21 protein-coding genes and 1 pseudogene are annotated in these 26,437 nt (G+C 39.9%); 14 read left to right on the forward strand and 8 right to left on the reverse strand.

What is annotated here, in order from left to right; all coding sequences use genetic code 11:
- Window positions 1–25: 25 nt before the first annotated feature.
- The 3 genes from der (at window position 26) to D8791_RS01730 (ending at window position 4,080) form a co-directional block, all read left to right on the forward strand.
- A complete protein-coding gene (gene der, locus D8791_RS01720) occupies window positions 26–1,336 on the forward strand; it encodes a ribosome biogenesis GTPase Der (protein WP_125446046.1) in 1,311 nt (436 codons plus the stop codon).
- Between the two features lie 288 nt (window positions 1,337–1,624).
- Window positions 1,625–2,803: a hydroxymethylglutaryl-CoA synthase gene (locus D8791_RS01725; protein ID WP_125446271.1), complete on the forward strand. Its 1,179-nt coding sequence runs from the start codon at window positions 1,625–1,627 to the stop codon at window positions 2,801–2,803.
- Window positions 2,800–4,080 carry a hydroxymethylglutaryl-CoA reductase, degradative gene (locus tag D8791_RS01730; protein ID WP_125446047.1) on the forward strand — a complete coding sequence of 427 codons (1,281 nt, stop codon included), beginning with the start codon at window positions 2,800–2,802 and terminating at the stop codon, window positions 4,078–4,080. The genes D8791_RS01725 and D8791_RS01730 overlap by 4 nt, the downstream gene beginning before the upstream one ends.
- Window positions 4,081–4,251: 171 nt before the next feature.
- On the opposite strand, the gene D8791_RS01740 is transcribed toward D8791_RS01730, so the two are convergent.
- From D8791_RS01740 to pflB, 3 genes are all read right to left on the reverse strand, one after another.
- Entirely contained in the window at window positions 4,252–4,710 is a 459-nt protein-coding gene (locus tag D8791_RS01740; protein WP_045498515.1) for a threonine/serine exporter family protein, read from the reverse strand.
- 4 nt (window positions 4,711–4,714) lie between these two features.
- On the reverse strand, window positions 4,715–5,488 hold the full coding sequence (locus D8791_RS01745) for a threonine/serine exporter family protein (protein WP_125446272.1): 774 nt from the start codon (window positions 5,486–5,488) through the stop codon (window positions 4,715–4,717).
- Between the two features lie 118 nt (window positions 5,489–5,606).
- Entirely contained in the window at window positions 5,607–7,922 is a 2,316-nt protein-coding gene (gene pflB / locus D8791_RS01750) for a formate C-acetyltransferase (protein ID WP_125446048.1), read from the reverse strand.
- 393 nt (window positions 7,923–8,315) lie between these two features.
- On the opposite strand from pflB, the gene dinB reads away from it, so the two are divergent.
- The 4 genes from dinB (at window position 8,316) to D8791_RS01770 (ending at window position 13,764) form a co-directional block, all read left to right on the forward strand.
- Window positions 8,316–9,380: a DNA polymerase IV gene (gene dinB / locus D8791_RS01755; RefSeq protein WP_125446049.1), complete on the forward strand. Its 1,065-nt coding sequence runs from the start codon at window positions 8,316–8,318 to the stop codon at window positions 9,378–9,380.
- A 127-nt stretch (window positions 9,381–9,507) separates the two neighbouring features.
- Window positions 9,508–10,344, forward strand: coding sequence for a toll/interleukin-1 receptor domain-containing protein (locus tag D8791_RS01760; RefSeq protein ID WP_125446050.1), 837 nt, complete (start codon window positions 9,508–9,510; stop codon window positions 10,342–10,344).
- 14 nt (window positions 10,345–10,358) lie between these two features.
- Window positions 10,359–11,573 (forward strand): TRAFs-binding domain-containing protein, encoded by a 1,215-nt coding sequence (locus tag D8791_RS01765; RefSeq protein ID WP_223367936.1) that lies wholly within the window; start codon window positions 10,359–10,361, stop codon window positions 11,571–11,573.
- Window positions 11,574–11,724: 151 nt separating this feature from the next.
- Window positions 11,725–13,764 carry a hypothetical protein gene (locus D8791_RS01770; protein ID WP_185760529.1) on the forward strand — a complete coding sequence of 680 codons (2,040 nt, stop codon included), beginning with the start codon at window positions 11,725–11,727 and terminating at the stop codon, window positions 13,762–13,764.
- Window positions 13,765–13,852: 88 nt separating this feature from the next.
- On the opposite strand, the pseudogene D8791_RS01775 reads toward D8791_RS01770, so the two are convergent.
- From D8791_RS01775 to rnhC, 4 genes and pseudogenes are all read right to left on the reverse strand, one after another.
- A pseudogene (locus tag D8791_RS01775) lies at window positions 13,853–14,136 on the reverse strand (transposase); the annotation flags it as partial.
- 527 nt (window positions 14,137–14,663) lie between these two features.
- A complete protein-coding gene (gene recD2, locus D8791_RS01780) occupies window positions 14,664–17,030 on the reverse strand; it encodes an SF1B family DNA helicase RecD2 (protein ID WP_125446052.1) in 2,367 nt (788 codons plus the stop codon).
- A 76-nt stretch (window positions 17,031–17,106) separates the two neighbouring features.
- Window positions 17,107–17,736, reverse strand: a complete 630-nt coding sequence (lepB, locus tag D8791_RS01785) for a signal peptidase I (RefSeq protein WP_125446053.1) — start codon at window positions 17,734–17,736, stop codon at window positions 17,107–17,109.
- 3 nt (window positions 17,737–17,739) lie between these two features.
- The gene (gene rnhC, locus D8791_RS01790) at window positions 17,740–18,624 is read right to left on the reverse strand and encodes a ribonuclease HIII (RefSeq protein ID WP_125446054.1); all 885 of its coding nucleotides are present in this window, start codon (window positions 18,622–18,624) and stop codon (window positions 17,740–17,742) included.
- 226 nt (window positions 18,625–18,850) lie between these two features.
- On the opposite strand from rnhC, the gene D8791_RS01795 reads away from it, so the two are divergent.
- The 7 genes from D8791_RS01795 (at window position 18,851) to D8791_RS01825 (ending at window position 25,882) form a co-directional block, all read left to right on the forward strand.
- A complete protein-coding gene (locus tag D8791_RS01795; RefSeq protein ID WP_125371132.1) occupies window positions 18,851–19,024 on the forward strand; it encodes a class IIb bacteriocin, lactobin A/cerein 7B family in 174 nt (57 codons plus the stop codon).
- A gap of 32 nt (window positions 19,025–19,056) precedes the next feature.
- Window positions 19,057–19,317: a hypothetical protein gene (locus tag D8791_RS01800; RefSeq protein ID WP_005591092.1), complete on the forward strand. Its 261-nt coding sequence runs from the start codon at window positions 19,057–19,059 to the stop codon at window positions 19,315–19,317.
- A gap of 352 nt (window positions 19,318–19,669) precedes the next feature.
- On the forward strand, window positions 19,670–21,823 hold the full coding sequence (comA, locus tag D8791_RS01805) for a peptide cleavage/export ABC transporter ComA (RefSeq protein WP_125446055.1): 2,154 nt from the start codon (window positions 19,670–19,672) through the stop codon (window positions 21,821–21,823).
- A 14-nt stretch (window positions 21,824–21,837) separates the two neighbouring features.
- Entirely contained in the window at window positions 21,838–23,193 is a 1,356-nt protein-coding gene (locus tag D8791_RS01810; RefSeq protein ID WP_125446056.1) for a bacteriocin secretion accessory protein, read from the forward strand.
- 278 nt (window positions 23,194–23,471) lie between these two features.
- A complete protein-coding gene (locus D8791_RS01815; RefSeq protein ID WP_125446057.1) occupies window positions 23,472–24,050 on the forward strand; it encodes a TetR/AcrR family transcriptional regulator in 579 nt (192 codons plus the stop codon).
- The gene (locus D8791_RS01820) at window positions 24,047–24,727 is read left to right on the forward strand and encodes an ABC transporter ATP-binding protein (RefSeq protein ID WP_125446058.1); all 681 of its coding nucleotides are present in this window, start codon (window positions 24,047–24,049) and stop codon (window positions 24,725–24,727) included. The genes D8791_RS01815 and D8791_RS01820 overlap by 4 nt, the downstream gene beginning before the upstream one ends.
- A gap of 3 nt (window positions 24,728–24,730) precedes the next feature.
- Window positions 24,731–25,882, forward strand: a complete 1,152-nt coding sequence (locus tag D8791_RS01825; protein WP_125446059.1) for an ABC transporter permease — start codon at window positions 24,731–24,733, stop codon at window positions 25,880–25,882.
- Between the two features lie 27 nt (window positions 25,883–25,909).
- Here the strand turns inward: D8791_RS01825 and D8791_RS01830 are convergent, their stop codons facing one another.
- Entirely contained in the window at window positions 25,910–26,377 is a 468-nt protein-coding gene (locus D8791_RS01830) for an NUDIX hydrolase (protein ID WP_125446060.1), read from the reverse strand.
- Window positions 26,378–26,437: the final 60 nt, after the last annotated feature.

Here is a 26,437-nt window from a genome sequence, read left to right on the forward strand (position 1 = left end):
TCCCAAAGAATGAAAGAGGGAAAACATGGCTTTACCAACTATTGCCATTGTCGGCCGTCCTAATGTCGGCAAATCAACGCTTTTTAATCGGATTGCGGGAGAGCGGATTTCCATTGTCGAAGACGTGGAAGGAGTAACCCGAGACCGAATCTATGCGACGGCAGATTGGCTGAATCGTAAGTTCAGTGTCATTGATACGGGCGGAATTGACGATGTTGATGCACCTTTTATGGAGCAAATCAAACACCAAGCTGAGATTGCTATGGACGAGGCCGATGTCATCGTTTTTGTCGTGTCTGGTAAGGAAGGCATCACTGATGCGGACGAGTATGTCGCTCGGATGCTCTACAAGACCCACAAGCCGATTATTTTAGCGGTTAATAAGGTGGACAATCCCGAGATGCGCAATGAAATCTATGATTTCTATGCACTGGGCTTGGGCGATCCATTCCCAGTATCTTCTGTCCACGGGATTGGTACAGGGGATGTTCTGGATGCGATCGTTGAAAATCTTCCACATGAGGAAGTGGTTGAAAATCCTGATATGATTAAGTTTAGCTTGATTGGCCGTCCTAATGTCGGCAAGTCTAGCTTGATCAATGCCATCTTGGGTGAGGATCGGGTCATTGCCAGTCCAGTGGCCGGTACAACACGCGATGCGATTGATACGGTCTTTACGGACAGTGAAGGTCAGGAATTTACCATGATTGACACAGCAGGAATGCGCAAATCCGGAAAGGTCTATGAAAACACAGAGAAATACTCTGTCATGCGGGCTATGCGGGCCATTGACCGCTCAGATGTCGTTCTGATGGTGCTGAATGCTGAGGAAGGAATTCGTGAGTACGACAAGCGAATCGCTGGCTTTGCCCATGAAGCAGGAAAAGGAATTATCATCGTCGTCAATAAGTGGGATACGCTGGAAAAAGACAACCACACTATGAAAGACTGGGAAGAGGATATCCGAGACCAGTTCCAGTACTTGTCTTATGCGCCAATTATTTTTGTTTCTGCCTTAACCAAGCAGCGTCTCCATAAGCTGCCGGAAATGATTAAGCAAATCAGTCAGAGTCAGAATACCCGTATTCCGTCAGCGGTGCTCAATGATGTTATCATGGATGCTATCGCGATTAATCCGACACCGACTGACAAGGGCAAACGTCTCAAGATTTTTTATGCGACTCAGGTAGCGACCAAACCGCCGACCTTTGTCATCTTTGTCAACGAAGAAGAGCTTATGCACTTCTCTTATCTGCGTTTCTTAGAAAATCAAATCCGCAAGGCCTTTGTCTTTGAAGGAACACCTATTCACTTGATTGCAAGGAAGCGGAAGTAGGGCTTGCTTCAGCCTGTTTACAAAGAAAACAAGGGATATTGCAAGGACTTTATGGAGGGAAGCTTATCCTTAAATCCATAAACTTGCTAGCTCAAAATTTGGAATAGATTGATGAGGGAAACTGAATTGGAAAAATTGAGTTTCTCTCATTTTTTGATGATGAGTTTTCTCCGTCTCAAGTCGGATTTGAGCTTAAAAAATGGTTTTTAAAAGAGTTTTAGCCTTAATTATGGTAAAATAGTGTCTGAATACTATTAGCTATCAAATGAATTGAATGAGGTCTTTATGATGAAAATCGGAATCGATCAAATCGGTTTTGCGACCAGCAATTATGTTTTAAAATTAGATCATCTGGCTGAGGAGCGGGGGATTGATCCCAACAAGCTCAGCAAGGGATTATTGATGAAGGAGATTAGCATTGCTCCTTTAACTGAGGATATTGTCACTCTGGGTGCGACAGCCGCTGAACAAATCTTGACCGTAGAGGATAAGCAGGCCATTGATATGGTCATTGTCGCAACAGAGTCTAGCATCGACCAAAGCAAGGCGGCTTCGGTCTTTATTCACGGTCTTTTGGGTATCCAGCCCTTCGCTCGTAGCTTTGAAATGAAGGAAGCCTGCTACGCTGGAACTGCTGCTCTAGACTATGCCAAGCTACATATCAAACAATATCCAGAAAGCAAGGTTTTGGTCATCGCTAGTGACATTGCAAAATACGGGATAGAGGCGCCAGGCGAGCCGACTCAAGGCGCAGGCGCTGTCGCTATGTTGATCAGTCAAAATCCACGCATCCTTGAATTCAATGAAGATAATGTGGCTCAGACTCGTGATATTATGGATTTCTGGCGACCAAATTACTCTACGACTCCTTACGTCAATGGTGTTTACTCAACCCAGCAGTACCTGGATTGCCTCAAGACGACTTGGAACGAATACCAAAAACGTCATGGTTTAGCTTTGGGAGACTTTGCGGCGATTTGTTTCCATCTTCCCTATCCAAAATTGGCGCTGAAGGGGCTGAATAAAATTATGGATAAAAGCTTGTCTCAGAAGGAGCAAAAGGGTCTGCAAGAAAACTTTGACAAGTCTATTCTCTATAGCCAAAAGGTCGGAAACATCTACACAGGCTCCCTCTTCTTGGGGCTCTTGTCCCTCTTAGAAAACTCTGAAAATCTTAAGGCTGGTGACAAGATTGCTCTCTTTAGTTATGGGAGTGGTGCTGTGGCTGAGATTTTCAGTGCCAATCTGGTAGAAGGTTATGAAGAACAGCTGACGACTAATCGTTTGGAGAAATTAAATCAACGTCAAGAACTGACGGTTGCAGCCTATGAAGACCTTTTCTTTGCAGAGGCCCAGCTGGATGAAAATGGCTCAGCTGTTTTCTCTTACTACGATGACCAAGTTTACGCCTTGGTTCAAATTGACCAACACCAGCGCAAGTATATCAAAGTTGAGAAACCATCATGAAAATAAATTGGACTGGATTTTCTAAAAAAATGCCTGCAGAGCGACTAGAGTTTCTGAAAGCCCATGAACTACTCCAGACTGAGAATTGGCAAAATCTTGCTAATCAAAGCCATTTGCCGCTGGAGACTGCCAATCAAATGAGTGAAAATGTGCTTTCTGTTTTGGCTTTACCTTATTCGATTGCACCAGACTTTCTTATAGATGGGCAGGTTTATCAGGTACCTTTTGCAACAGAGGAGCCCTCTGTCGTTGCTGCTGCTAGTTTTGCAGCAAAAATCATTAAGCGCAACGGCGGTTTCAAAACCAAAATTCATAATCGGCAGATGGTTGGGCAGGTCGCACTCTATGATGTGCCCGATGTAGCTAAAGCCTTAGAGCAAATCCAAAATGAGAAGTCAGCCTTATTAGAATTGGCAAATCAAGCCCATCCTTCTATCGTCAAGCGAGGAGGTGGGGCGCGTGATTTGAGAACGGATTTCCTAGAGGGAGAGACGGACTTTCTAGTTCTCTACCTTGTCGTGGACACTCAGGAAGCCATGGGTGCCAATATCCTTAATACAATGCTAGAAGCCCTAAAAGAACGATTGGAGGAGCTAACAGGTGGACAGAGCTTGATGGCTATCTTATCTAACTATGCGACTGAAGCGCTTGTAACAGCCTCTTGTGAAATTGATTTCCACTCACTCAGTCGAGACAAGGCAGAAGCTGAACGAGCTGCTCAAAGAATCGCTCTAGCTAGTCAATTTGCAAAACAGGATCCTTATCGAGCCAGCACGCATAATAAAGGCATTTTCAACGGAATTGATGCAGTTCTTTTGGCGACAGGAAATGATTGGCGGGCCATTGAAGCTGGAGCCCATGCCTATGCCGCTCGTGAGGGCCGTTATCAAGGATTGAGTAACTGGAAGGCCAATTTAGAGGAAAGAAAACTCTATGGCCAGTTGACTTTACCCATGCCGGTTGCGGCTAAGGGAGGCTCCATCGGTCTTAATCCAATGGTTGTCGCTAGTTTTGATTTATTGGGGCAACCGACAGCCAAAGAATTAGCTTCGATTATCGCTTCTGTCGGCTTAGCGCAAAATTTTGCGGCTTTAAGAGCACTGGTGACCACGGGAATTCAGGCTGGGCACATGAAGCTCCAAGCTAAATCTCTAGCTTTATTGGCCGGTGCTCAGGAAGATGAGGTTGCTGCTGTTGTTGCAGCACTTCTCAAAGAGAAGCAATTTAATCAGGCAAAAGCTAAGGAAATTCTAACCAAAATGCATAAAGAAAAATGAGGCTGGGACAAAAGTCCTAGCCTCTTAATTGTCTTTGGATTATCGAGCAAGACGCAGTAGTTGAGTGGGCTCTATTACGCTGATTTTATCAGCTTTTACAGCCCTACTCAACTGTGCGGAGGTGGGACGACGAAATCGAATTCTAACGAATTAGCGATTTCTGTCCCACTCTCATTTTTTATAGTGAAGAGGATGTTTCTTAAGGTAGCTGTAGATCTTTAAGACGACAGTCCCGCTAGCCATGCCGATAGAGATGACCAAGGCTAGGATAACGACCAAGGTAGCATTGACCATAGCATGACTGTAATCACCTGTCACAAAGAAGGCGGTTGTCCGATAGGAAATATATCCAGGTACTAGAGGCGCTAGAATAGCCAAAATAAAGACGACAGCCGGCGTTCTATAGATGATGCTGAGGATTTGGCTGGCACAGGAACCAATGATGGCAGCCACGAAGGTTGCAATGATAACATTAGTCGGTCCCTTGAGTAGGAGATAGAGTAGCCAAGTAGCCATACCTAAAACTCCGCCAGGAATCAGCATACTCCGCTGGACATTTAGAACGATTAAAAAGGTGATGATGGCCAGTAGGCTGGCAAGGGCTTGCAGTAAGAAAGTCAAGATTGTCATAGGCTTATTTCATAAGAATGAGGGCGACAGAGGTACCGGCGCCGAGAGCAAGGGTAATGAGGAGTGATTCAAAGAGTTTGCTCATTCCAGAGTTGATATGGTTGGTCATGATATCTCTAACTGAGTTGGTCAAAGCGATTCCTGGGACGAAGGGCATAACAGCCCCTGCGATAATCAAGTCTGCTGTTGAATCGAAGCCTGAGTAGCGAGCCCAAATCTGGGCCAATAATCCGAAGACGAAAGCCCCAGCAAAGGCTGATACGAAAGGAATCCGAATGTATTTATCGACATAAAGGGAGAAAGAAAAGCCAAATAGGGTCGCTATACCAGCCCCAAGAGCATCGTAGAAATTTCCTCCGAACATGATCGAAAAGAAGGGAGCACTGAGCGTAGCAGCTGTAATCAACTCTTTTTTGCTATAAGGAAGTTTTTTTATTTTAAGTTCCTTTAGTTGCTCAAGCGCTTCTTCTAGATTGATGGCACCACTAACCAGTTGGCGAGAGACTTGATTGACATCACAGACCTTCTCGATATTATAGTTCGTATGGATATTTCGCTTCATTCGAGAAATATTGGTATTTTCAATGGAAAAGAATATGGCAACTGGCATGGCTAAGGCATTGCAGTCCACGATGCCCTGCGAATGGGCAATCCGGATCATGGTGTCTTCGACCCGATAAATCTCTGAACCACTTTGTAATAGCAAAGTCCCAGCTAGCATGATAACATCGACGGCCAGATTAAGATTTTTTTCATCTGTAGACATTTTCTCAGCCATTGCATCCCCTTTTTTCATTTCACAATAACTCTATTATAACACAAATGCTCAAAGCTATCTCTCCAAAGCAAAAGAAAACCAGCTGATTTTCAGCTGGTTTTACAATTAGGAAAGAGGCTTAGCTAAGTGCATCATCCATAGAAAGAACTTCGTGGAAGACACGTTGTGTCAATTCAGTCTTTTGCTCTGGAGTGAGGTATTTAGTGTTTACACAGTATCCAGAGATACGTACGATAACATCTTCGCCAGACATGATCTTGTCGTAAACATCTTGCAAGTCCATAACGTTCAAGTTAACGTGTTGTCCACCGTTTTCGAAGTAACCATCAAGAATTGTTACCAAGTTGTCCACTTGTTCGTCACGAGTCTTACCAAGAGCGCGTGGTGAAACTTGTGTTGTCAATGAGATACCGTCAGCTGCGTAACCAAAGTCTAGGCTAGCAAGTGAGTTCAAGTTTTGCAACCATCCACCTTTAGCTTTGTTAGATGGGTTAGCACCTGGTGAGAAGAATTCAAGTTTAGACAAGTTCACAGAACCATCTTCGTTAAGGTATACACCTTTGTGGACTGGTGAGTTACCAGTTTGTTTAGAGTAAGCAACGTTAGATGTGATTGTCAAAAGTGATACAGTTGCTTCAGCGTCTTTGTAAAGTTTGTGGCTACGTAGACGTGTAGTGTAAGCTTCGATCAACCATTCTGCCAATTCGTTTGAGCGAGGATCATCTTCACCCCAACGTGGGTATTCACCGATTGTTTCGTAATCGTAGATGTAGCCATTTTCATCACGGAGTGGTTTAACAGTTGCATACTTGATAGCTGACAATGTATCAACAGTGTTAGCAAATCCACAGATACCGAATCCCATGTTAGCACGTTGATAAGTTGGCAAGAAGGCCATTTGAACAGCTTCGTAGTTGTACTTGTCAGTCATGTAGTGGATGATGTTCAAAGCATCTACGTAAGTGTCAGTCAACCAGTCAAGTGATTTTTCGAAGTTCGCTTTAACTGATTCAAATTCAAGAACTTCGTCACGGATAGGATCGATGTCAAATACTTTGTAGTCTTTATGTACATCGTCATAACCACCGTTCAAACCAGTAAGAAGAGCTTTCAAAACGTTTACACGAGCACCGAAGTACTGGATGTTGTGGCGTTGTTCTTCGTTTTCTGGGTCAAGTGGAGACACACAGCATGAGATACAGCTCATTTCACCATATCCGTCTTTAGCCATTGTTGTTACACCTTCGTATTGGATAGAAGAGTGTTTGTGGCTCATATGCATACAGTAGCGACGGAATGCGTATGGTAATTTATCAGTCCAAAGAACTGTCAAGTTTGGCTCTGGAGAGTTACCGATGTTGTCAAGTGTGTTCAAGAAACGGTAGTCCATCTTCGTAACACGGTGACGACCATCGTTACCCATACCAGCCATAGAAGTTGTGATGAAGGTTGGGTCACCTGAGTACAATTGGTCATAAGCTTTTGTACGAGCAAATTTAACTGTACGAAGTTTCATAACGAAATCATCAACGAATTCTTGGATTTCTGATTCAGTAAATGTACCACGAGCAAGGTCACGTTCTGCAAAGATATCCAATACGATTGGCACACGTCCTAGGGATGTTGCAGCACCGTTGATAACACGGCAGACAGCCATAAAGGCGATGTTAACCCATTGGATCGCTTCTTTAACGTTCATCGCTGGTTTACGAACATCAACTCCGTAAAGATCACCCAAGCGAACAACTTGTTGCAAAGCTTGGTATTGAAGGTTTACTTCTTCACGAAGACGGATTGTTTCTTCGTCGATTTCTTTGATTGCATTCCAGTCGTTGACTTTTTCTTGCATCAAGTAGTCTGCACCGTAAAGAGCTAGACGTGCATAAACACCGATGATACGTCCACGTGAGTAAGCATCTGGAAGACCAGTCACAGTGTGAGCGTGACGAGCGCGGCGGATGTTAGAAGTATAAGCACGGAAAATACCGTCGTTAACAGTTGTCACATATTTTGTGAAAATTTCGTGAACAGCTGGATCAGGTTCATAACCATTTTCTTTCAAAGTTGTTTCAGCCATACGGATACCACCTTTTGGCATGAAGTTCAATTTGAAGAGTTCATCGTTTTGAATACCGTAAATTAGTTCGTTATCTCTGTCGATATAACCAGCAGGGATATCTGCAATAGATGTTGGACGAGTGTCCATTGGGAAACGAGTTTCTTCGTAGTGAGCTTTTGTTTCTTCTACGATTTTCTTGATGTGGAGTGAGCGCTCAGTAGGACCTGCCAAGAAGCTTTCATCTCCATCATAAGGTGTGTAGTTGGCTTGAACGAAGCGAGAAACACTTGCTTTCTCTTTCCAGTCTTCACCTTTGAAGCCTTCCCAAGCTTTGTCAAAAATATCTTGAGCTTCCACAACTGTTTTAACAACCATTAGATTTTCCTCTTTATTCTAGCAACAATAAACTGTTACATTTATAATTAAAGTATATCATAAGGTAATCGGTTTCACAAACGAATTTCAGTGCTAAAAGAGGCTTTCTTTTATAATACAGATTGATATTTTATTGCAAACTGTTTTATAATTTTGAAAATAGTAAATGAAAATAGTAGAAAGAAGCTGATAAGTTGAATTATTTTGTCCTTGTTTTGAATGTTACTGTGTAGAAATTTGCCCAATACTGAAATTCCTATTTTTATACTTTGTTTATGTACTTCAGAAAGTTTCTCACATTTTCCGGTCTTGCTTTTGAATAAAAATCCTTTGAAACTTGCTTTAAAAATGATAAAATTTGCTAAAGAGCTAATCTAACTTATAGGAGACAGCATGCTAATTTTTCCGCTAATCAATGATACATCGCGAAAGATCATTCATATTGATATGGATGCTTTTTTTGCTTCGGTCGAAGAGCGGGACAATCCTAAGCTTAAGGGAAAGCCTGTGATTATCGGTAGTGATCCGCGTCAGACGGGTGGACGTGGTGTGGTTTCGACTTGTAATTATGAAGCCAGAAAGTTCGGAGTTCATTCAGCTATGAGTTCCAAGGAAGCCTACGAGCGCTGCCCGCAGGGGATTTTTATCTCGGGAAATTATGAAAAATATCAAACAGTTGGTTTGCAGGTTCGAGAGATTTTCAAGCGCTACACGGATAAAATTGAGCCCATGAGCATCGACGAGGCTTATCTGGATGTGACGGAAAATAAGTTGGGTATCAAATCTGCAGTCAAAATTGCCAAGCTGATCCAGCACGATATCTGGAATGAATTGCAACTGACAGCTTCAGCTGGCGTTTCTTATAATAAGTTTCTGGCCAAGATTGCCAGTGATTATGAGAAGCCGCACGGTCTGACGATTATTTTACCCGAGGAGGCAGAGGCCTTTCTGGCGTCCATGGACATTGCTAAGTTTCATGGGGTGGGCAAGAAGAGTGTCGAGAAACTGCATGAAATAGGAGTTTATACTGGTGCAGATTTGCTCAAGATACCGGAAATGACCTTGATTGATAAGTTTGGTCGCTTTGGTTTCGATCTCTACCGGAAAGCGCGTGGCATCAGCAATAGTCCCGTCAAGTCCAATCGTATCCGTAAGTCTATCGGTAAGGAGCGAACCTATGCCAAATTGCTCCATGGCGAGGAGGATATAAAAAAAGAACTATCTCGTTTGGCAGCTAAGGTCGCTCTCAGCTTAGAGAAACACCAGAAAGCTGGCAAGACGGTTGTCCTCAAAATCCGCTATGCTGATTTTTCAACCTTGACTAAAAGAAAAAGTTTGGCTCTAGCCACTCAAGACAAGGAGCAAATCGAGCGAACTGCGCATGAGATATACGATAGCTTGGAAGAACAACCACGAGGTATCCGGCTGCTAGGACTGACAGTGACGGGGTTTAGGTAAGAATTATAACGAAATATGTATGCTTTTGTTTGTGGATTAATATGATAATTTATTTTAAGTACTGTACAGTAGAAAAGTTATAGATAATTTGGTACTATTAGTTGTATATTGAGTTCGAGGTGATAAGATGTCTTCTTTTCCTTTTTTTGGTAAACGTACTTCTAATGAATTTGAGAATGATGAAGTTAATATATTTTTGAGTCATAATTCAAAGAATAAAGAGTATGGGGATGTATTACGAGAATTGTTGATTGGTGTAGGTTTAACTAATAATAAGTTAATCTATACTTCGAATGAAAATAATGATGTGCCATTCGGTAAAAATATATATGACTATTTACAAGAATATCTTAATGGTAAGACAATTGTATTATTTCTACTTTCCTCGGATTACTTTTCTAGTGTAGTTTGTCTGAATGAGCTGGGGGCAACGTGGGTAAAAAAACATGACTACTATAATTTTTATGTTCCAGGATTCAATTTAAAAGATGATAAATTTTTGAATAGCTGTATAGACAGTAATTCAAAAGGTGTCTTTTTGAATGGAGATAGTCAGTGTCGTTCTGCGTTGAAAAGATTTTTAGGTTTTATTTTTCATCATTTTGAATTAAATTGCGATAATTATAGGTTAGAAAAAGAGCTTGATGAAGCTTGTGGAAAATTTCGAAAGATATCTGTTTTAAAAAAAGAATTTACTGCTAAAATTGCAGAAGTAGATGAAAGAAAAGCCTATATATTTTGTAAATTAGATACCTTGCTGCCAATAGAGGAAGGTTTTCATGAAGGTGAGTCTCATTGGATTCAACTTAGTCGAGAGTATAACAAAGATATTATAGAGATGGTAAAGAAGGGAAAGTCAATAACTTTTATTCCGAATAAAATAACATCTTTTCATGATGAAGCTTATGGAGGAAAGAATTTCAGAAATATTTATATAGATGGGAAAAGAATCAGAATTTTTTAGAGAAGAGGATTTTAATGAAAAATAAAGTTTGTTTTGTTGTGATGGGATTTGGGAAAAAAACATATTTTAAAACGAATGAATTAATTGATTTGGATGAAATCTATAATGAAGTTATTAAACCATTATTTGAGAAAGAATTTCAGAATTATAAAGTAATTAGAGCAGATGATGTTGCTGGATCAACAATCATTGATGTTAGCATGTATGAACTACTTTTGCATGCAGATTTAGTTATTGCCGACTTGACGACTTATAATATAAATGCTGCTTATGAATTGGGTGTTCGACATGCTGCGAAGCCTTTCTCTACTGTGATGATGATTCAAGAAGATCACGATATTCCATTTGATCTAAACCATTCTCGTATCTATAGATACAAAAAATTTGGTGAAAAAATTTCGAAATCTGAATCAGATGAAATGATGAGTAAACTCAAAAAATATATTAAAGAATCAGAAAAACAGCAAACGGATAGCCCTCTATATACCTATATTCCAAAAGTAAAACCTCTTCAATACGACAACAATTATTATTGTAAATTGATTTCTGATGCAGAAAACTATTCGGATACGATTGGAGAATTGTTACAAAAAGCGAAAGATTTTAAAAAGAAGGGAAATTTTGTAGAATCAAAAAATTGTTGGAAAAAATTAGTTGAAAAATCACCAGGGGAAGATTATTTTATCCAGCAATTGGCTCTTGTTACATATAAATCCAAGGTTCCTAATGAGACAAGAGCTTTAATGGAGGCGTTAAAGATTATTCAGCAATTGCCGTTAAAGAAGACCCTTGATACTGAAACATTGGGCATAGCTGGTGCTATATATAAGAGATTGTATAGAGTAAATAAAAATCCAGATTATTTAGAAGATGCGATAAATATTTATAGAAAAGGATACATAGTTAAACAAGATTATTATAATGGGGAGAATTATGCTAATTGTTTATTATTGCAGCTTTTACATATTACTGATAAGGAACAGATTAAATATAATCAATTTGAAGCTAACAAAGTTTATAGAGAACTTATAGACCTGATTACTGAAAATGCGGATGAAGACGACTATTGGAAATATGCAACTTTAGCAGTTGCTTACTACTATTTGGAATGTGAAACACTTTACAAACAGTATTTAGACGTATTTAAATCTAAAAGTGTGGCATGGGAGCAAGCATCTTTGCAGGAGACAATAGATGAAATTGAAAAAATTAGACAACATTTAATATAGCGAATCATATGGGGATATTATTTGTAGAGTTCTTGTTCATTTAATATATAAAGTGGTATGAAGTAATATGATATTTCTTTACTTTTTAATAATTGTTATTATAGTTCATATTTGTTGTTTTCTGGCAGATCGTAGTGCAGTTTCTAAAAGATTGTTTCGTTTTTTTTCAGCGAGTGCTAGTATTCTGATAGAGGATGTAGAAAAGCAATACGATCAGCTCAATAAATTAAATCAAACTGAAAATACTAAGGTGTACATGTTGAGTGACGTTGCTCAAGAATTATTGGTAATGTTTAAATTTAGGGTTACACTGTTAGTTCCATTTCTTTTTTTTATATTATTATTATTAATTCATATTTCAAAGTTTCCTACAAGTTGGAAGTACATTTTTTCCATTATTCTTTCAATATGTAACTTTTCTTATTCTTTTTTGGAGAATAAACAAAGAGGAAAGGTTGCAGGTTACTATATATGTTACAATACTATGCAAAAAATGGGCTTACTATTAATATGGACGATTTCTTTAATAATGACAAGTAGTGCTTTTCAGATTTTACTTACTTTTAGAGGAGAATTTTTAACAAATCTTAAAATAGCAATGTTCAGCTACAGTGTGTTATTATGTTCAGAACTATTATATGACTATTTATTTGCATTAATATACTCAAAACAAAACTTCAGTTTTCAAAATCTAATTAATCGCCAAGAACCTGTTGTGTTATTTTTACGTCCTTTTGTGAAAGATGATGATCTAATATACTTCCCATTTATTGCTGGACCTACAATTTTAAGATTCGCACTTTTTCCGTTGATTAATTTTTCTGAGGGACTATCTCGCTTAATAAATACTTCTGGTTTTGGAATTTTAATTGGTGTCGCTAATCCTAATAAAAAAAAATGGTATAAAGGGACTTTTTTTAAAACGATAATTGTTGATGATTACGATAACAAAGATAAGTGGAAAAAAGAAATTTTTTATTTATTGCCTAAAGTAAATAAAATAATATCTCTAGTAGGAAATACAGAGGGAGTATCATGGGAATTAAATCTAGTAGAGGAGTTAGGAGTTAAAGGGAAAACAATGTTTTTACTTCCATTGCATGAAGGAGATGATTTTCCTCTAATAACTAAACTAAAGTTACAATTTAAAATAAAGGATGTACAATTCCCTAATGAATTTTATAATAACCAATTTATTGGACTAAGTTTTGATAACAATAGTCCTGTTTGGTATATGGATTATGGAAGAGATTTTTTTTCTTACTATTTAAGTATTATGCTTGGATATATAGATATAGATAATAAATTTAAAGCTAGGGGAAATCGTAACCCTGACAAACTAGAAGAAACTATACCTACATTTTATACAATTTCAAACGATTCTGATTTTCAAACGATTTATAGAATTATTAAGGATAATAAGAAATTATACAGAAAATGGTGTAAAACAGAGAATTACGAAAGCATTATTAATTTTTGGAATGTCATTTTACGAACAGATCCATTGCTTTTTCACAATCCTTATTACCATTCTAGTATTCTATATGATGGATTAATTGAGTTAGGTAATTCGATGGAAATACTAAAAGAGTATGTTGAATTGGTTAAGGTTTTAGAAGAAAGGAATTCTCATTTCATGCCTAACGAATTTCAAGCAAAAAGATCGGTTGAGGCTCAGTTTCAATACTTAGAAGATGCGTACCAGTATATTTATGATGATGGTGTCCCATTATCACTTCGTGTAGAAATCTTAGAATTACTATATCAAAGCGCTAAGTATGTTGCCAAAGTCAAGGATTTAATTGAAATTGCTTATGATTTATCAACGGAGCTTATGAATCAAGGAAAATTTAGGGAAGCTATTTCTATTCTTAAAGAACGATTAAATTTAGCTAATGAAACTGGAAATATCAAATACCAGTTAGAGACACTGGAAAGGATTTCTTGTTTCTATTATTGTTGGCTAGATGTGAATAGTAATCCAAGTGAGAAAAAATTCTATTTATGTGAAATAAGAAAAAACTTAAATAGGAGATATAAAATTGGAAAAAGAATAAAAGATATAGTAACAATTCAAGACACATTGCAGAAGTTAAGGTTTATCTACTACGAATACGGGAGCAATAAATCAGTTGAACGAATAGATTTATTGATAGAAATATGGAACACAAAAATAAGTGAAACAAATTAATTGTTGATTGTACCCCAAAAGTTAGACAGAAAAAATCGACTCTTTATCAACTGTAGTGGGTTAACGAAAAGTCATCTACTGGAGAGGATCAATTTTTCCTCTCCTTTTTGATATTCAAATTGGTAAGAATTCTATTCTAAAGTTATCAAAGCTCCGAAAGCTGGGAGCATTTCGCTAGATAACCTTGATGAGGTTTGTTGGCATCTTTTAGTTTTGTGTTTGAGTAGGGAAATCCTAGTTTATTAATGGTTTTATCCTTATCTTCCAAAAAGGTCTGAAAAACAGTTAGAAAGATAGGATTTACACAAGAAATAGTTTTTCAATGAGACCAAAGAAATGCTTAGCTTGTTTCCCTTGAAAATGAAAAGCAAGAGTGACTCAAATTTATAAAATCTTCAATGGGAAGGATTTTATAAATTAATTACATTGATCGTATTATGGGAAAATTAGATTGGACTCTTCTTGATCTGTTCTTGAACAGAGAGGTGTTCACAGAAAACCTCTCCGTTCTGCGGTTTACAATAGCTAAAAAATAAAGTTTCTTGATTAATATTGGCTATGGATGGATATTTCTCTAGTCATCTTCGTTACTAAAATTAGCTTATTTTCTACTTTCCTATTATCTGACTTTAGAAAAGAATACAAGAAGCTTAAAAAGAGACGAGGGAGATGAGCTCACATTTCTTAATATAAATTTTTCGCCCTCATTGTAACATAAGGAAGAGATTTTGCACTTTTTGAAGCTTTCGTATAAAACTGTCTCAGACTCTGCTGTTTTAAAGGGGAATATTTGATAAAGCACTCTTGGTCGAATCTGAGTAAAGAAGGAACTTGTGAGGCTTTCTTAGTAAGGTTCTGTGACAGCATAAAAAGTAAAACCTATTGGATTCGGTTTCCATTTAATTGCCATCGCCAAAAATACTGTTAATATCTTCTTCCCTTATCCCAATCATAGGGTTAATTTTCTGTAAGTTTTCCTCCGTCAGGATGTAGTTTTCCACAGCTTTTTCCAACCTATCCACAGGAATGTGGATAATTTCTTGAGGGGATTCTACATCTCCAAAACGTTCAATCAGATAGGTTTTGCGGGCTGTTCCGGTATTTTTTATGGCGTAGTCAAAGGCTGACTTTTCCCCAAGTAGGATCAGTTTGCTCTTGGCTCGGGTAATAGCTGTGTAGACCAGATTGCGCTGGAGCATGCGGTGGCTGCTTCGGGTAATGGGAAGGATAACCACGGGAAACTCGCTACCTTGAGACTTGTGGATGCTCATGGCATAGGCTAGGCGAATTTTGTACCATTCGCTGCGCTGGTAGCTAATTTCATTGCCGTCAAAGTTGATGGTTAATTCGTCCTGCTTGGACTCGGTGTACTTAGCTGGGAGCAGGTCGACGATATAGCCTAAGTCACCGTTAAAAACATTGCTTTCGGCATCATTGACGAGGTGGATGACCCGGTCTCCCTGTCGATATTGGCAGTCAGGTGCCTCAAAGGTCAGCTGGTCTTTTTCCACAGGATTGATGAGATTTTGCATGAGGCTGTTAATCTGGTCAATGCCTGCCTGTCCGCGGTACATGGGAGCCAGCACTTGCACATCTTGAGCAGGAATGCCGCTGCGAATAGCTGCGCTGGCAATTCGTTCAATCATGGGCGGGATGTGCTCATTTCGAGCTTCAAAATAAGAACGATCCGCTTTTTTTTCAGTAAAATCTTCTGGCAACAGTCCCTTTTGGATCTGGCTAGCCAGAGTGACAATGGTCGAATCTTGGCTCTGACGGTAAATTTTTTCCAGTTTGGTCTGGGGGATACTCGGTATTTGCAGTAGGTCAGCTAATACCTGGCCAGGACTGACAGAGGGTAACTGCTCTGCATCGCCCACCAAAAGCAGTTTGGTATTGGAAGAGATATTACTGAGGAGCTGATTGGCCAGCCAAGTGTCTACCATAGAGAACTCGTCTACGATGATAAAGTCAGCATCTAGATAATCATCCAAATGACTGGTATCATCATCTCCAGTCATACCGAGATGTCGGTGAATCGTAGCGCTGGGCAGGCCAGTCAGCTCGTTCATACGGCGAGCAGCTCGCCCAGTCGGTGCAGCAAGGAGAATGGGTAAATCTGCCTTCTTTTTCAAATCCAAGCCCCGAATCTGGCTATAGACAGCGATAATACCATTGATAACCGTTGTTTTTCCTGTTCCTGGTCCACCCGTCAGGATAAAGACTTTTTGCGTGATAGCATCGAAAATGGCCTGTTTCTGAATACCATCATAGTTGATGCCTAGATCATCTTCAGCTTGGCTGATGGCGTCGAGGATTTTTCCCTCTTCAAAGCGATCCTGATGGCCTTTTTCCAAGAGGCGGACCAGATTGCTGCGGATGCCTTCCTCGGCAAAGAAGAGGCTGTTTTCAAAAATCTTGGTCTCAACATTTTGGACTTTGTCTTCTTCAATCAGGTGAGCCAATTCATCGGCTACCAGACTGGGATCTAGTTCTACTTGACGCGAACTCTCCAAAAGCTCAATCGTATGAGCCAATAGGTCTCTAGCATCCAAATAGGTGTCGCCAGTTTCCATGGACTGGGTCAGAAGGGTATGAAGCAAGCCAGCTCGAAAACGCTCAGGAGCATCACTTTCAATTCCCAACTGCTGGGCCAGCTGATCGGCGATTTTAAAGCCGATACCTTGGATATCTTCAACTAGTTGGTAGGGATAGTGCTCGACGATTTCCAGCGTTTCTTCCTTGTAGGTTTCCTGAATCTGAAAGGCTAGTTTGTTGGGAATGCCATAGGCGGCCAGTTTAGCTAAGACCAGCTCTGTTCCATAGTTGAGTTGCAGTTTGGTCACAAAGGCTTCTCGGTTCTTGGCAGAAAGGCCAGTGATTTCTTTGAGTTTTTCTGGCTCAGCTAAAATCTTGTCAATGGTTTCGTCCCCATAGAGTTCCACGATTTTTTGAGCTGTCTTGACCCCGATACCCTTAAAGTGGTCACTGGAAAAATATTTAACCAGCCCCTTGCTAGTTGGTTTTGCCCTCTCGTAGCGGGAAATTTTTAGCTGCTGTCCGTACTTTGGATGTTGAACTAGGTTTCCCCAAAATGTATAATCCTCGCCTTCGATAATATCGGCCATGGTTCCGGTCACGATAATCTCAAAATCATCAAAATCTTCACAATCCGTGTCTTGGATATCCAAGAGGAGGATTCGAAAGAAGTTGCTGGGATTCTCAAAAATGATGCGCTCAATAGTGCCTGAAAAATAAAATTCTGTCATTGTTTATGTATCTGTTTTTAAAAAGCAAACCCAGCTGAGTAGTCAACTGAGTTTGGATGGGGTATACTCTTAAGTATTAGTAAGTCTTGAAAGGTAGGATTGGCCAGATGCGGAATTTAGCTTCGCCTTGAATCTGTTCCTTTTGGAAGGTACCGACTTGGCGACTATCTTTGGAAACAATTCGGTCGTCACCTAGAAGGAGGTACTCATCGTCTAGAAGTTTAATGGTAAAGACGGGGCTACCTTCCTTGTCCACGGTAAAGGCCTGGGCTTGAGAGGCTAGCTTGCGGAAGAAAGTTCCGTTGTCCTTATAATCCTTGCCTACATAAGTGGATTGGAGCTTGTCCTTTTTGAATTTCTTGATGTATTCTGTTAAGTAAGGTTCATCAGTTTTTTTGCCATTGATATATAGGGTATCGTTTTCGTACTGGATGGTATCACCTGGAAGGCCAATCACTCGCTTGATAACTTCTTTATCTTTACCAGCATCTGTCTCAGTGGCTACAACAATATCAAAACGATCAATGGACTGGTATTTCAAAACCATCAAATACTCACCATTGGCTAAGGTTGGATCCATAGAGTGGCCGTCTACCTTGACAGGTGCCCAGAGCAGCCAGCGAGTGAGTAAGATGACGGAGACAATCAGGGTAAAGACTCCCCACTCCTTGAGGAAGGCACGGAAGTCAAAGTGCTTGTTTTTCATAGTCTACCTTTCTAAGAGCTTTTTAGCTTTTTCTGTATTTTTAAAATGAAGTTTAGCGGTATGCTGGAGGCCAGCCATTCCATAGGCTTGGAGGATCTGGCAAGCAACTTGATCACTCTTGCTCCCAGCCCCGCTCGGAAGAGTATAACCAAGCTCTTGACTCAGATTTTCCAGATTTTCCAGAAAGAGATCGCGAGCTATAATGGAACTGACGGCGACAGCTAGAAACTTTCCTTCCGCTTTCTCAATGAGACTAACAGGATTAGGGAAATGATTCTTTTCATTTTGCAGATATTTGTCATAATTCTGCTGACTGGTAAAGGCATCGATGACGATTTTTTCTGGTGTTAAACCTTTTTGTAATAGCAGATAAATGGCCTGATTATGAAGGGCCACCTTGACAGATACGGCATTGTAACCAGAGGCAACCACTTCGTTATATTTTTCTGGTGACAAGAGCAGGGCTTGATGTTGGATTTCCTTTTTCAGAATTGGTGCCAGCTGCCGAATCTTAAGGTCGGTCAAGGCCTTCGAATCGCCCACGCCCAACTTACGCAAGAAAGCGTGCTGTTCTGGACTGACAAAGGAAGCAACAACTGCTAAACCACCAAAGTAAGAGCCATTTCCGACCTCATCAGTACCAATAAGAGCAACATTCTGAGTAGTGTCGACTGTTTCTTCAGCTTGATGGCCAAAAAAAGCAGCATAGTGACCAGCTTTTTCTCCTTGGAAAAGAACCTTGCCAGAAGTATAGATACTGACAGTTGCCTGGTTCAATTTCAGTAGATATTGGATATACTGATTTTTACTGGGCACAAGCTTGTCTTGATATTTCTGGACAAAAGCCTGAATTTCTCCTTGTTTAGGACTCAAAGTAATACTTTCCATAGCCCCTATTGTACCACAAAATGAAACTAGGGAAAATGGGAAAAATAGGATATTTAAAAGATTATGAAAAAATTACACATTTTTCTTCCAAACATGACATCAATGTCATGTTGAACCCGATAGGGTTGTTGTATAATATAGGTGTTGAAGCGATGTTTGAATAAAACTGACCACAAACAATATATTAACAAGGTTAAGGAAGCCTTGTAAAAAAAGGAGAACACATATGGAAAACTTTGCTATGATGGACAACCAATTTGCTGCGTTGACTGAAGAAGAAATGATGATGATCGACGGTGGATGGGCATTCTACGGTATCCCTGTTGATATTTTCACAGTATCATTGGCTATTTTGGGTGGCTCATTGGTTTCAGGTTTCTTAGTAGGACTTTTCAACTAATTTAATATTTCAAATAGAAGAAGGTGAATTTTATGAACAAAGATTTTAAATCATTAGATCAAAAATTTATGCCTCTTACTGAAGCTGAATTGGTTGAAGTAGAAGGTGGATGGGTCGGTGGTGACCTTGTACGTGCCGTATTTGATATTGGTCGTGAAGTTGGTCGCACTGTACGTGGACTTGCTATTCGTGCATATGGTCGTATTCGTTCTAGAATTGGATCACGTTCTGGCTCTAGCAATCGTGGTGGCGCTAACAACGGTGGTGCTGCAAGCCCAGACGTTTTTAACTAATATTTTGTGTTTCGACATAGAGCCTCTTGTTCGTCTTGATTTGGACAAGAGGCTTTTTAGTGTAAAAGTTACTTTATGTCTGTTTTTTAAGTAATTTTATGTTTACATGGAGTAAAACGACTGATACCATTGGAAAAATACGCCACATTAGTGTATGATAGAGATATCTATTTTTTGCTTGTTATGAAAGTTCTTCTCCCTAATTTATACTTGTTTTTTATTGGAGAGAACCGCTATGGATAAAGTTGACAAGCAGTTTGTGTTGAATAGTATGTTTACTAATTAGGAGTTTTTATGCGAGGGTCGTTCTCCATAAAAGCAAATTTACACTTTTGTGAATAAAGGAGTTTGTATGAGATTTACAAAGCGTCATTATAGGGCTCAAGTTGACGCGAGAGATTGTGGTGTAGCAGCGCTAGCCATGATATATGGTTATTATGGTTCCTATTATTCTTTGGCCAGTTTGCGTGAAATGGCCAAGACAACTTTAAGAGGAACAACTGCTTTTGGGCTCGTGAAGGTTTCCGAAGAGTTAGGTTTTGAAACACGAGCCTTTAAAGCGGATATGTCTTTATTTGACATGAAGGGGATCGTTTATCCTTTTATCGCCCATGTTATCAAAGACAAGAAATTGCTTCACTATTATGTTGTGACTGGGCACGATAAACATTCGGTTTATATTGCGGATCCGGATCCGGCTGTAAAAATGACCAAACTTTCTAAGGAACAGTTTGCGCAAGAGTGGACAGGTGTCTCTATTTTCATCGCCCCAGCGCCAGAATATAGACCACACAAGGAAAAGAAAAACGGTCTCTGGTCTTTTGTTCCGATTTTAATGAAACAAAAGGGGTTAATTGCCAATATCGTTATCGCAACGATGCTGGTGACAATCATCAATATCGTGGGCTCTTACTACATGCAGGGGATTATTGATACTTATGTACCGAATCAGATGAGGAATACCTTAGGGATTATTTCTCTCGGTCTAATAGTCGTCTACATTTTGCAACAGATCCTAACTTATGCTCAGAGCTATCTGCTTCTCATTTTGGGCCAACGCCTTTCGATTGATGTGATTTTGTCCTATATTAAGCATGTCTTTCATCTGCCCATGTCTTTTTTTGCGACAAGAAGGACAGGAGAAATCGTATCGCGCTTCAACGATGCCAATAGTATCATTGATGCCTTGGCCAGTACCATTCTGTCCATCTTTTTGGATGTCTCTATCGTTGTCGTTATGGCAATTGTTTTGTTCTCACAAAATTTCTATTTGTTCTTTATCAGTTTGCTCTCGCTGCCAATCTATATCGTCGTGATTTTTGCTTTCATGAAGCCATTTGAAAAAATGAATCGTGACACGATGGAATCCAATGCTATTCTGTCTTCTTCCATTATCGAAGATATCAATGGTATTGAGACGATCAAATCCTTGACAAGTGAAGATTTCCGCTATCAAAAGATTGATAGAGAATTTGTTGACTATCTGAAGAAATCATTTGCCTATAGTCGGATGGAAAACATCCAAATCGGCTTGAAGAAGACGGCTCAGCTCTTGCTGAATGTTGCAATCCTTTGGATGGGAGCCCTTTTGGTAATGGACAATAAAATGACCTTGGGGCAGTTGATTACTTATAATACTTTGCTGGTTTATTTCACAAATCCGCTGGAGAATATTATCAATTTACAAACCAAACTTCAGACTGCACAAGTTGCCAATAATCGCTTGAACGAGGTTTATCTGGTTGACTCTGAATTTATGGATAAGAAAGCAATCCGTGATTTGAGCATGACCAAGGGTGATATTGAGTTGCGAAATGTCAGCTACAAGTATGGCTATGGACGAAACGTTCTGTCGGATATTAATTTGACTATTGAAAGAGGCAGCAAGGTGGCCTTTGTGGGAATTTCTGGTTCTGGAAAGACGACTCTTGCCAAGATGATCGTGAACTTTTACGATCCAAACGAGGGAGAAATTCTGGTTAATAATATCAACCTCAATCAGATTGACAAGCATGTCTTGCGCCGTCATATCAATTACTTGCCGCAACAGCCTTATGTCTTTAATGGTACCATCTTGGAGAATGTTCTCCTAGGTGCCAAGCCCGGAACGACTCAGAAAGAAATCATTCGGGCGTTGGAAATTGCAGAAATCCGTGAAGATATTGAACGGATGCCTTTGAATTACCAAACAGAATTGACATCGGATGGTTCAGGAATTTCAGGTGGTCAGCGTCAGCGCTTGGCCTTGGCTCGGGCTCTTTTGACCGATGCTCCTGTTTTGATCCTTGATGAGGCGACCAGCAATCTGGATATCTTGACAGAGAAAAAGATCATTGACAACCTTTTGGAGTTGGACAAGACCATCATTTTTATTGCCCATCGATTGACCATTGCGGAGCGATCTGAAAAAGTGGTTGTTTTGGACAAGGGTGAAATCGTGGAGCAAGGAACGCATGAAGAGTTGGTTGCTCAGGATGGCTTCTATGCTCATCTGGTGAATAGTTAGAAAGGAGAAAGAAGATGGAAGAACATTACTTAGAGAGTGCCGAATTTTATAACCGTAGATATTCTAGCTTTTCTGTGCGCGTGATTTTACCGACTTTCTTCTTGTTGATTTTTGTGGTCTTATTCTCCCTATTTGCTAAAAAAGAAATCACTATTACTTCAGGTGCTTCTATTGAACCTAGCAAGATTCTGGCTAACATCCAATCAACCAGTAACAATGCCATTGTCACTAATAATTTGAAGGAAAACAAGGTTGTTAAAAAAGGGGATCTTTTAGTTCAGTATAAGTCTGATAGCGAAAATACTCAAAAAGAAACCTTCTCCTCTCAAGTAGAAAGCTTGAAGGAGCAGAAACGTCAGTTGGAGCTGCTGCAAGAAAGTCTGAAGACGGGGACTAGCCAGTTTTCAGGAGAAGATCGCTTCGGCTATGAGCAGGCATTTAATGATTATAAAAGTCAAGCTGCTAGCATCCGTAGTAATACCGAACAACAGAATTCGACCATTGCTTCTCAAAATTCAGCGGCCAGCAATTCACAGGCAGAGCTGGGGAATTTGATCAATGAAACTAATGCTAAATTAGCGGATTATCAAACGCTTAGAAATGCCATCCAAAATGGGACAAGTGTCCCTTCGACTAATGCCGGCTATAGCATCTATCAGGCTTATGAGACACAAGCAGCTGCTGATAGTCAAGGTCAGCTAAAGAGTCAAGTTCTGTCGCAGATTGACAATCAGATTTCGCAGTTTGAATCAGCTCTTTCGGGCTATCGAGTGCAGTATGCAGGTTCCGGTGCTCAGCAGGCTTATTCTGGGAGCTTGGATAGTCAGCTTGAGTCTTTGAAAGCTCAGCAGTTGACTAAAGTTGGTCAAGAATTGACGGCCTTGAATCAAAAGATTTTAGAAGTTGAAAACAATCTCAAGGTGCAAGGTGGTATCACTCAAAAGGGCATGATCACAGCAACTGAAGATGGTATTCTCCACCTAAATCCTGAAACAGCAGGAGCGAATCTAGTTCCCGAAGGGAAGTTGCTCGCTCAGTTGTATCCTGTTTTGACCAAGGAAAAAAAGGTCGTCATTACAACCTATGTGACTTCAAAAGATGTTGCTAGTCTGAAAAAAGGTGAGACTTTGCGTTTCACTGCAATGGATGGAAATAATAAAGAATTTGTTCTCAAATCTAAAATTTCAAACATTGACAACAATGCGACGAAAACGGAAAAAGGCAACTTCTTTAAGGTGGAGGCTGAAATAAGCTTAACGGATGCCCAAGCCAAGAAGATACGTTATGGTATTGAAGGTCGTGCGGTAGTCATTACGGGAAGCAAAACTTACTTTGACTATTACTTGGATCAATTCTTGAGAAGAGACTAAAGAAAGAATGGTCGATAAGTTTTGATTGAAGTTCTTATCTCGCAAATATGAAAAACCAAAGTACAACCATGGTTTTTACAGATCCCTAAAAGGTAGAGGAAAAGAGTTTGTTTGTTACCCTCTTGTTGACTAAATGAGGATCCCGTTTTATTTGGGGATTTATCAAATAAAAATCGAAGCCGAAAGGCTTCTTTTTATACTTGTTTTTTAATGTTCTGTGTGATATTATATTTTAAGAAACAAATGTTGCGCAACGATTGTATCTAAAAGGAGTTTTGATGCCACCTAAAAATAAATTTACTCGTGATGAAATTATCCAAGCAGCTCTAGGGATTGTCAGAGAAGACGGTTTGGCTGGTTTGACTGCTCGTTCTCTAGCGGAACGATTACAGTCTAGCCCCAAGGTTATTTTCAGTCAGTTTGAAAATATGGAGGATCTGAGTCATTCAGTTGTTCGGGCGGCAGAATTCGTTCTTGTCCAATATATTCGTTCGGCTTTGGAGCGAGCCAAGCCTTTCAGAGCAGTTGGCATGGCCTATATCCTTTTTGCCAGTCAGGAGCCTCAGCTCTTTAAAATTCTCTATCTAAATCCTCACAAGCACCCCATTGAGTCTTTCAAGGACTTTTTACCTCAGAAAGACCATAGTTATCAGCAGATATTAGAGTCGATTGTGGAGGATTATCCCGTGTCCATAGAGAGTGCAGAGTTTGTCTATCAGCATTTATTTATCTATTCTCATGGTTTGGCTAGCATGATAGCATCGGGTATTTATTCTTTTAGTCAGGAGGAAGTGACAGAACGCTTAACGCAAGTATTTACTGCCCTCCTAAAGGAAATGAAAGGAAAGCAAGAATGATTAGATTAAAGGGAATTCGCAAGTCTTACAATGGAAGAGAAGTTTTAAAAGGGATCGACTTGGAGATTGCTGACCAAGATTACTTGGTCATTTTGGGAGCTTCTGGATCTGGAAAGTCAACCTTGCTCAACGTTTTATCGGGCCTAGAAAAACCAGACAGTGGTCATGTTTATTACGATGAAGAAGATCTATCCCAGCTGACAGAAGCTCAATTGACGGCTTTTCGCCGAGCGCAGATTGCCTTTATTTTTCAGCAGTATTTCTTACTTCCAAATCTTACAGTGGAGCAAAATGTCAAAATGGGCGCCAACCTAGCAGGCAACCAAGATTATGTCCGTATTTTGGAGGCTTTAGGTTTAGGTGATAAACTTCAGCATTATCCAAGTCAGCTGTCAGGTGGTGAGCAGCAGCGGGTGGCTATTGCACGAGCCCTAGCTAAAAGACCGAATGTCCTCTTTTTGGACGAGCCGACTGGAGCCTTGGACGAAGCAACAGGTCGTCAGATTCTAGCCTATATTTCAAGTCTTCAAGATGAGCTAGGTTTTACGCTGGTCATGGTGACCCACAATGCAAATATTGCTCAGATGGCTAAGACCATTGTCCATATCAATAGCGGTCAGATTCAAAGCTTAGAGACAAATAGTCAGCCCAAGACGGCCTATGAGATTGGATGGTAAGCTATGTTTTCAATAAAAGATTTGTATAGATTAGTCGTTGTATCAATTATTAGCTTTTGTGCGGTCTTTGTGACCAATCTCTTCCTAAATTTTTATCTGGATATCCGTTTACTAGATCAAACAAATTGGTCGCCTGAGATTCGAGCTACTTACGATGCTCAAGTTGCGATTTCTTGGTTAATTGCATCAGTTAGCGGAGCTGTTTTATCCCTGACATCGATGCTCCTCCTCTTCTTTTACATTCGGCAATTTATTGACCAGCATAAGCCAGAATTAGGAATTTTAAAGGCTATGGGCTATAAAAACTGGGAAATTAGCCGAAAGTTTTGGATTTTTAGTCTTCCAGTTGGTTTGGGAACAGGCGTTGGCTATTTATCTTCTTTTGCTATGATGCCGCATTTTTATCAGTTGCGTAATCAAAGCGGGGTTTTGCCTGAAATCACCATTATGCAACATTGGTCCCTATTCTTGTTTCTCGTTGTCTTACCGACTCTAGCCTTTACTGCTTTAGCCGTTCTCTGCGCTAGTTATTATCTACGTTTGCCTGCTCTAGACTTGCTCAAGCGGGTCAGTTCTAGTCAAAAGTCACCAAAAAGGAAAGTAGGAAAGAAAATAAGGAAAGACCGTCCCTTTTTAACAGACCTTTCTGCCAGCCTGCTCTGGTCTAGAAAATTATTAATATTCTTTGTCATTTTTGGTTCGATGTGCTTTTCAGCTATGATTCAGCTATCATTTGGTATGAAAGAATTGACAGATGAGACCATTCAGAGCATGATGATGTCAATCGGTACTGTCCTGTCAGTGGCAATCCTCTATCTGTCGCTGGGAGTACTCCTGCAGGAAAATCAAGAAACCCTAGCTATTATGAAGGTTTTTGGTTATAACAGAAATGAGTGCCATAAGAGTTTGTTTGCTCCCTACCGCTTTCTTGCTTTTTTGGGCTTCGTCTTAGGAACAGGCTATCAATACGGGATTATGCAGCTTTTACTCAGATTGATGGAAAAATCCATAGCTCAGAAAGTTGACTATGATTTTGATTTTGGAGTCTGCCTGATGACTTTGCTAGTCTTTGTCTTAGTCTATGAAAGTTTAATCTATTTATCCAGTAGAAGGATAGATCAACTGACTATTAAGCAGGTCATGTTGGGAGAATAAAGAAAAAATGAAGTGATGCTGTTCACTTCATTCTTTTTTACTGATGATCTGCTGGATACCTGTCTGGAGGTGCTGGAGGATATGTGTAATTTCCTTTGGAAAAACTTTATAGTTTTCCAAGTCTGTCAGGGGAATCCAATGGACTTGTTCTTGCTTATGCTGGTAGTCAAATTGCTTGCCGTGAGGCTTCATCAGATAATAGAAGCAAATCTCATGACAATCTAGTCCCTTGAGGATGCCGGTTGAGTTTGAAAATAAATTTTCATGAACAAAAGCCAGCTTTTCAATCTCATACTTTTGTCCTGTCTCTTCGAAAACTTCTCGCTGGACAGCTTCTTTGGAGGTCTCTCCAAATCTGACTGCCCCTCCCACTGAATAGAAATAGTCCTCGCTAGGAGAGGATATGACACAGAGGGCTTCCTCCTCAATGATGAGTGCAGCAGCCCGATAGCGAAAGCGCTCCTGTCCTTGCCTATAAGAAATATCCTTTGCCATAGTGTCCTCCTTGCGTTTTTTAGTTTACTTGATTTAGAGCTTCCTGTCAATACTTTCTGT

It is taken from the genome of Streptococcus cristatus (assembly GCF_003943515.1).
GTDB classification, from domain to species: Bacteria; Bacillota; Bacilli; order Lactobacillales; family Streptococcaceae; genus Streptococcus; species Streptococcus cristatus_D.

What these genes read in the sequence shown, in the direction of transcription:
- lepB (WP_125446053.1), bottom strand. Translation starts at nt 17,736, where the DNA reads ATGAAAAACAAGCACTTTGACTTCCGTGCCTTCCTCAAGGAGTGGGGA.
- D8791_RS01745 (WP_125446272.1), bottom strand. Translation starts at nt 5,488, where the DNA reads ATGGCTGAGAAAATGTCTACAGATGAAAAAAATCTTAATCTGGCCGTC.
- pflB (WP_125446048.1), bottom strand. Translation starts at nt 7,922, where the DNA reads ATGGTTGTTAAAACAGTTGTGGAAGCTCAAGATATTTTTGACAAAGCT.
- D8791_RS01825 (WP_125446059.1), top strand. Translation starts at nt 24,731, where the DNA reads ATGTTTTCAATAAAAGATTTGTATAGATTAGTCGTTGTATCAATTATT.
- recD2 (WP_125446052.1), bottom strand. Translation starts at nt 17,030, where the DNA reads ATGACAGAATTTTATTTTTCAGGCACTATTGAGCGCATCATTTTTGAG.
- D8791_RS01730 (WP_125446047.1), top strand. Translation starts at nt 2,800, where the DNA reads ATGAAAATAAATTGGACTGGATTTTCTAAAAAAATGCCTGCAGAGCGA.
- dinB (WP_125446049.1), top strand. Translation starts at nt 8,316, where the DNA reads ATGCTAATTTTTCCGCTAATCAATGATACATCGCGAAAGATCATTCAT.
- comA (WP_125446055.1), top strand. Translation starts at nt 19,670, where the DNA reads ATGAGATTTACAAAGCGTCATTATAGGGCTCAAGTTGACGCGAGAGAT.
- der (WP_125446046.1), top strand. Translation starts at nt 26, where the DNA reads ATGGCTTTACCAACTATTGCCATTGTCGGCCGTCCTAATGTCGGCAAA.
- D8791_RS01760 (WP_125446050.1), top strand. Translation starts at nt 9,508, where the DNA reads ATGTCTTCTTTTCCTTTTTTTGGTAAACGTACTTCTAATGAATTTGAG.
- D8791_RS01725 (WP_125446271.1), top strand. Translation starts at nt 1,625, where the DNA reads ATGAAAATCGGAATCGATCAAATCGGTTTTGCGACCAGCAATTATGTT.
- D8791_RS01795 (WP_125371132.1), top strand. Translation starts at nt 18,851, where the DNA reads ATGGAAAACTTTGCTATGATGGACAACCAATTTGCTGCGTTGACTGAA.
- D8791_RS01810 (WP_125446056.1), top strand. Translation starts at nt 21,838, where the DNA reads ATGGAAGAACATTACTTAGAGAGTGCCGAATTTTATAACCGTAGATAT.
- D8791_RS01830 (WP_125446060.1), bottom strand. Translation starts at nt 26,377, where the DNA reads ATGGCAAAGGATATTTCTTATAGGCAAGGACAGGAGCGCTTTCGCTAT.
- D8791_RS01815 (WP_125446057.1), top strand. Translation starts at nt 23,472, where the DNA reads ATGCCACCTAAAAATAAATTTACTCGTGATGAAATTATCCAAGCAGCT.
- D8791_RS01740 (WP_045498515.1), bottom strand. Translation starts at nt 4,710, where the DNA reads ATGACAATCTTGACTTTCTTACTGCAAGCCCTTGCCAGCCTACTGGCC.
- D8791_RS01765 (WP_223367936.1), top strand. Translation starts at nt 10,359, where the DNA reads ATGAAAAATAAAGTTTGTTTTGTTGTGATGGGATTTGGGAAAAAAACA.
- D8791_RS01800 (WP_005591092.1), top strand. Translation starts at nt 19,057, where the DNA reads ATGAACAAAGATTTTAAATCATTAGATCAAAAATTTATGCCTCTTACT.
- D8791_RS01820 (WP_125446058.1), top strand. Translation starts at nt 24,047, where the DNA reads ATGATTAGATTAAAGGGAATTCGCAAGTCTTACAATGGAAGAGAAGTT.
- rnhC (WP_125446054.1), bottom strand. Translation starts at nt 18,624, where the DNA reads ATGGAAAGTATTACTTTGAGTCCTAAACAAGGAGAAATTCAGGCTTTT.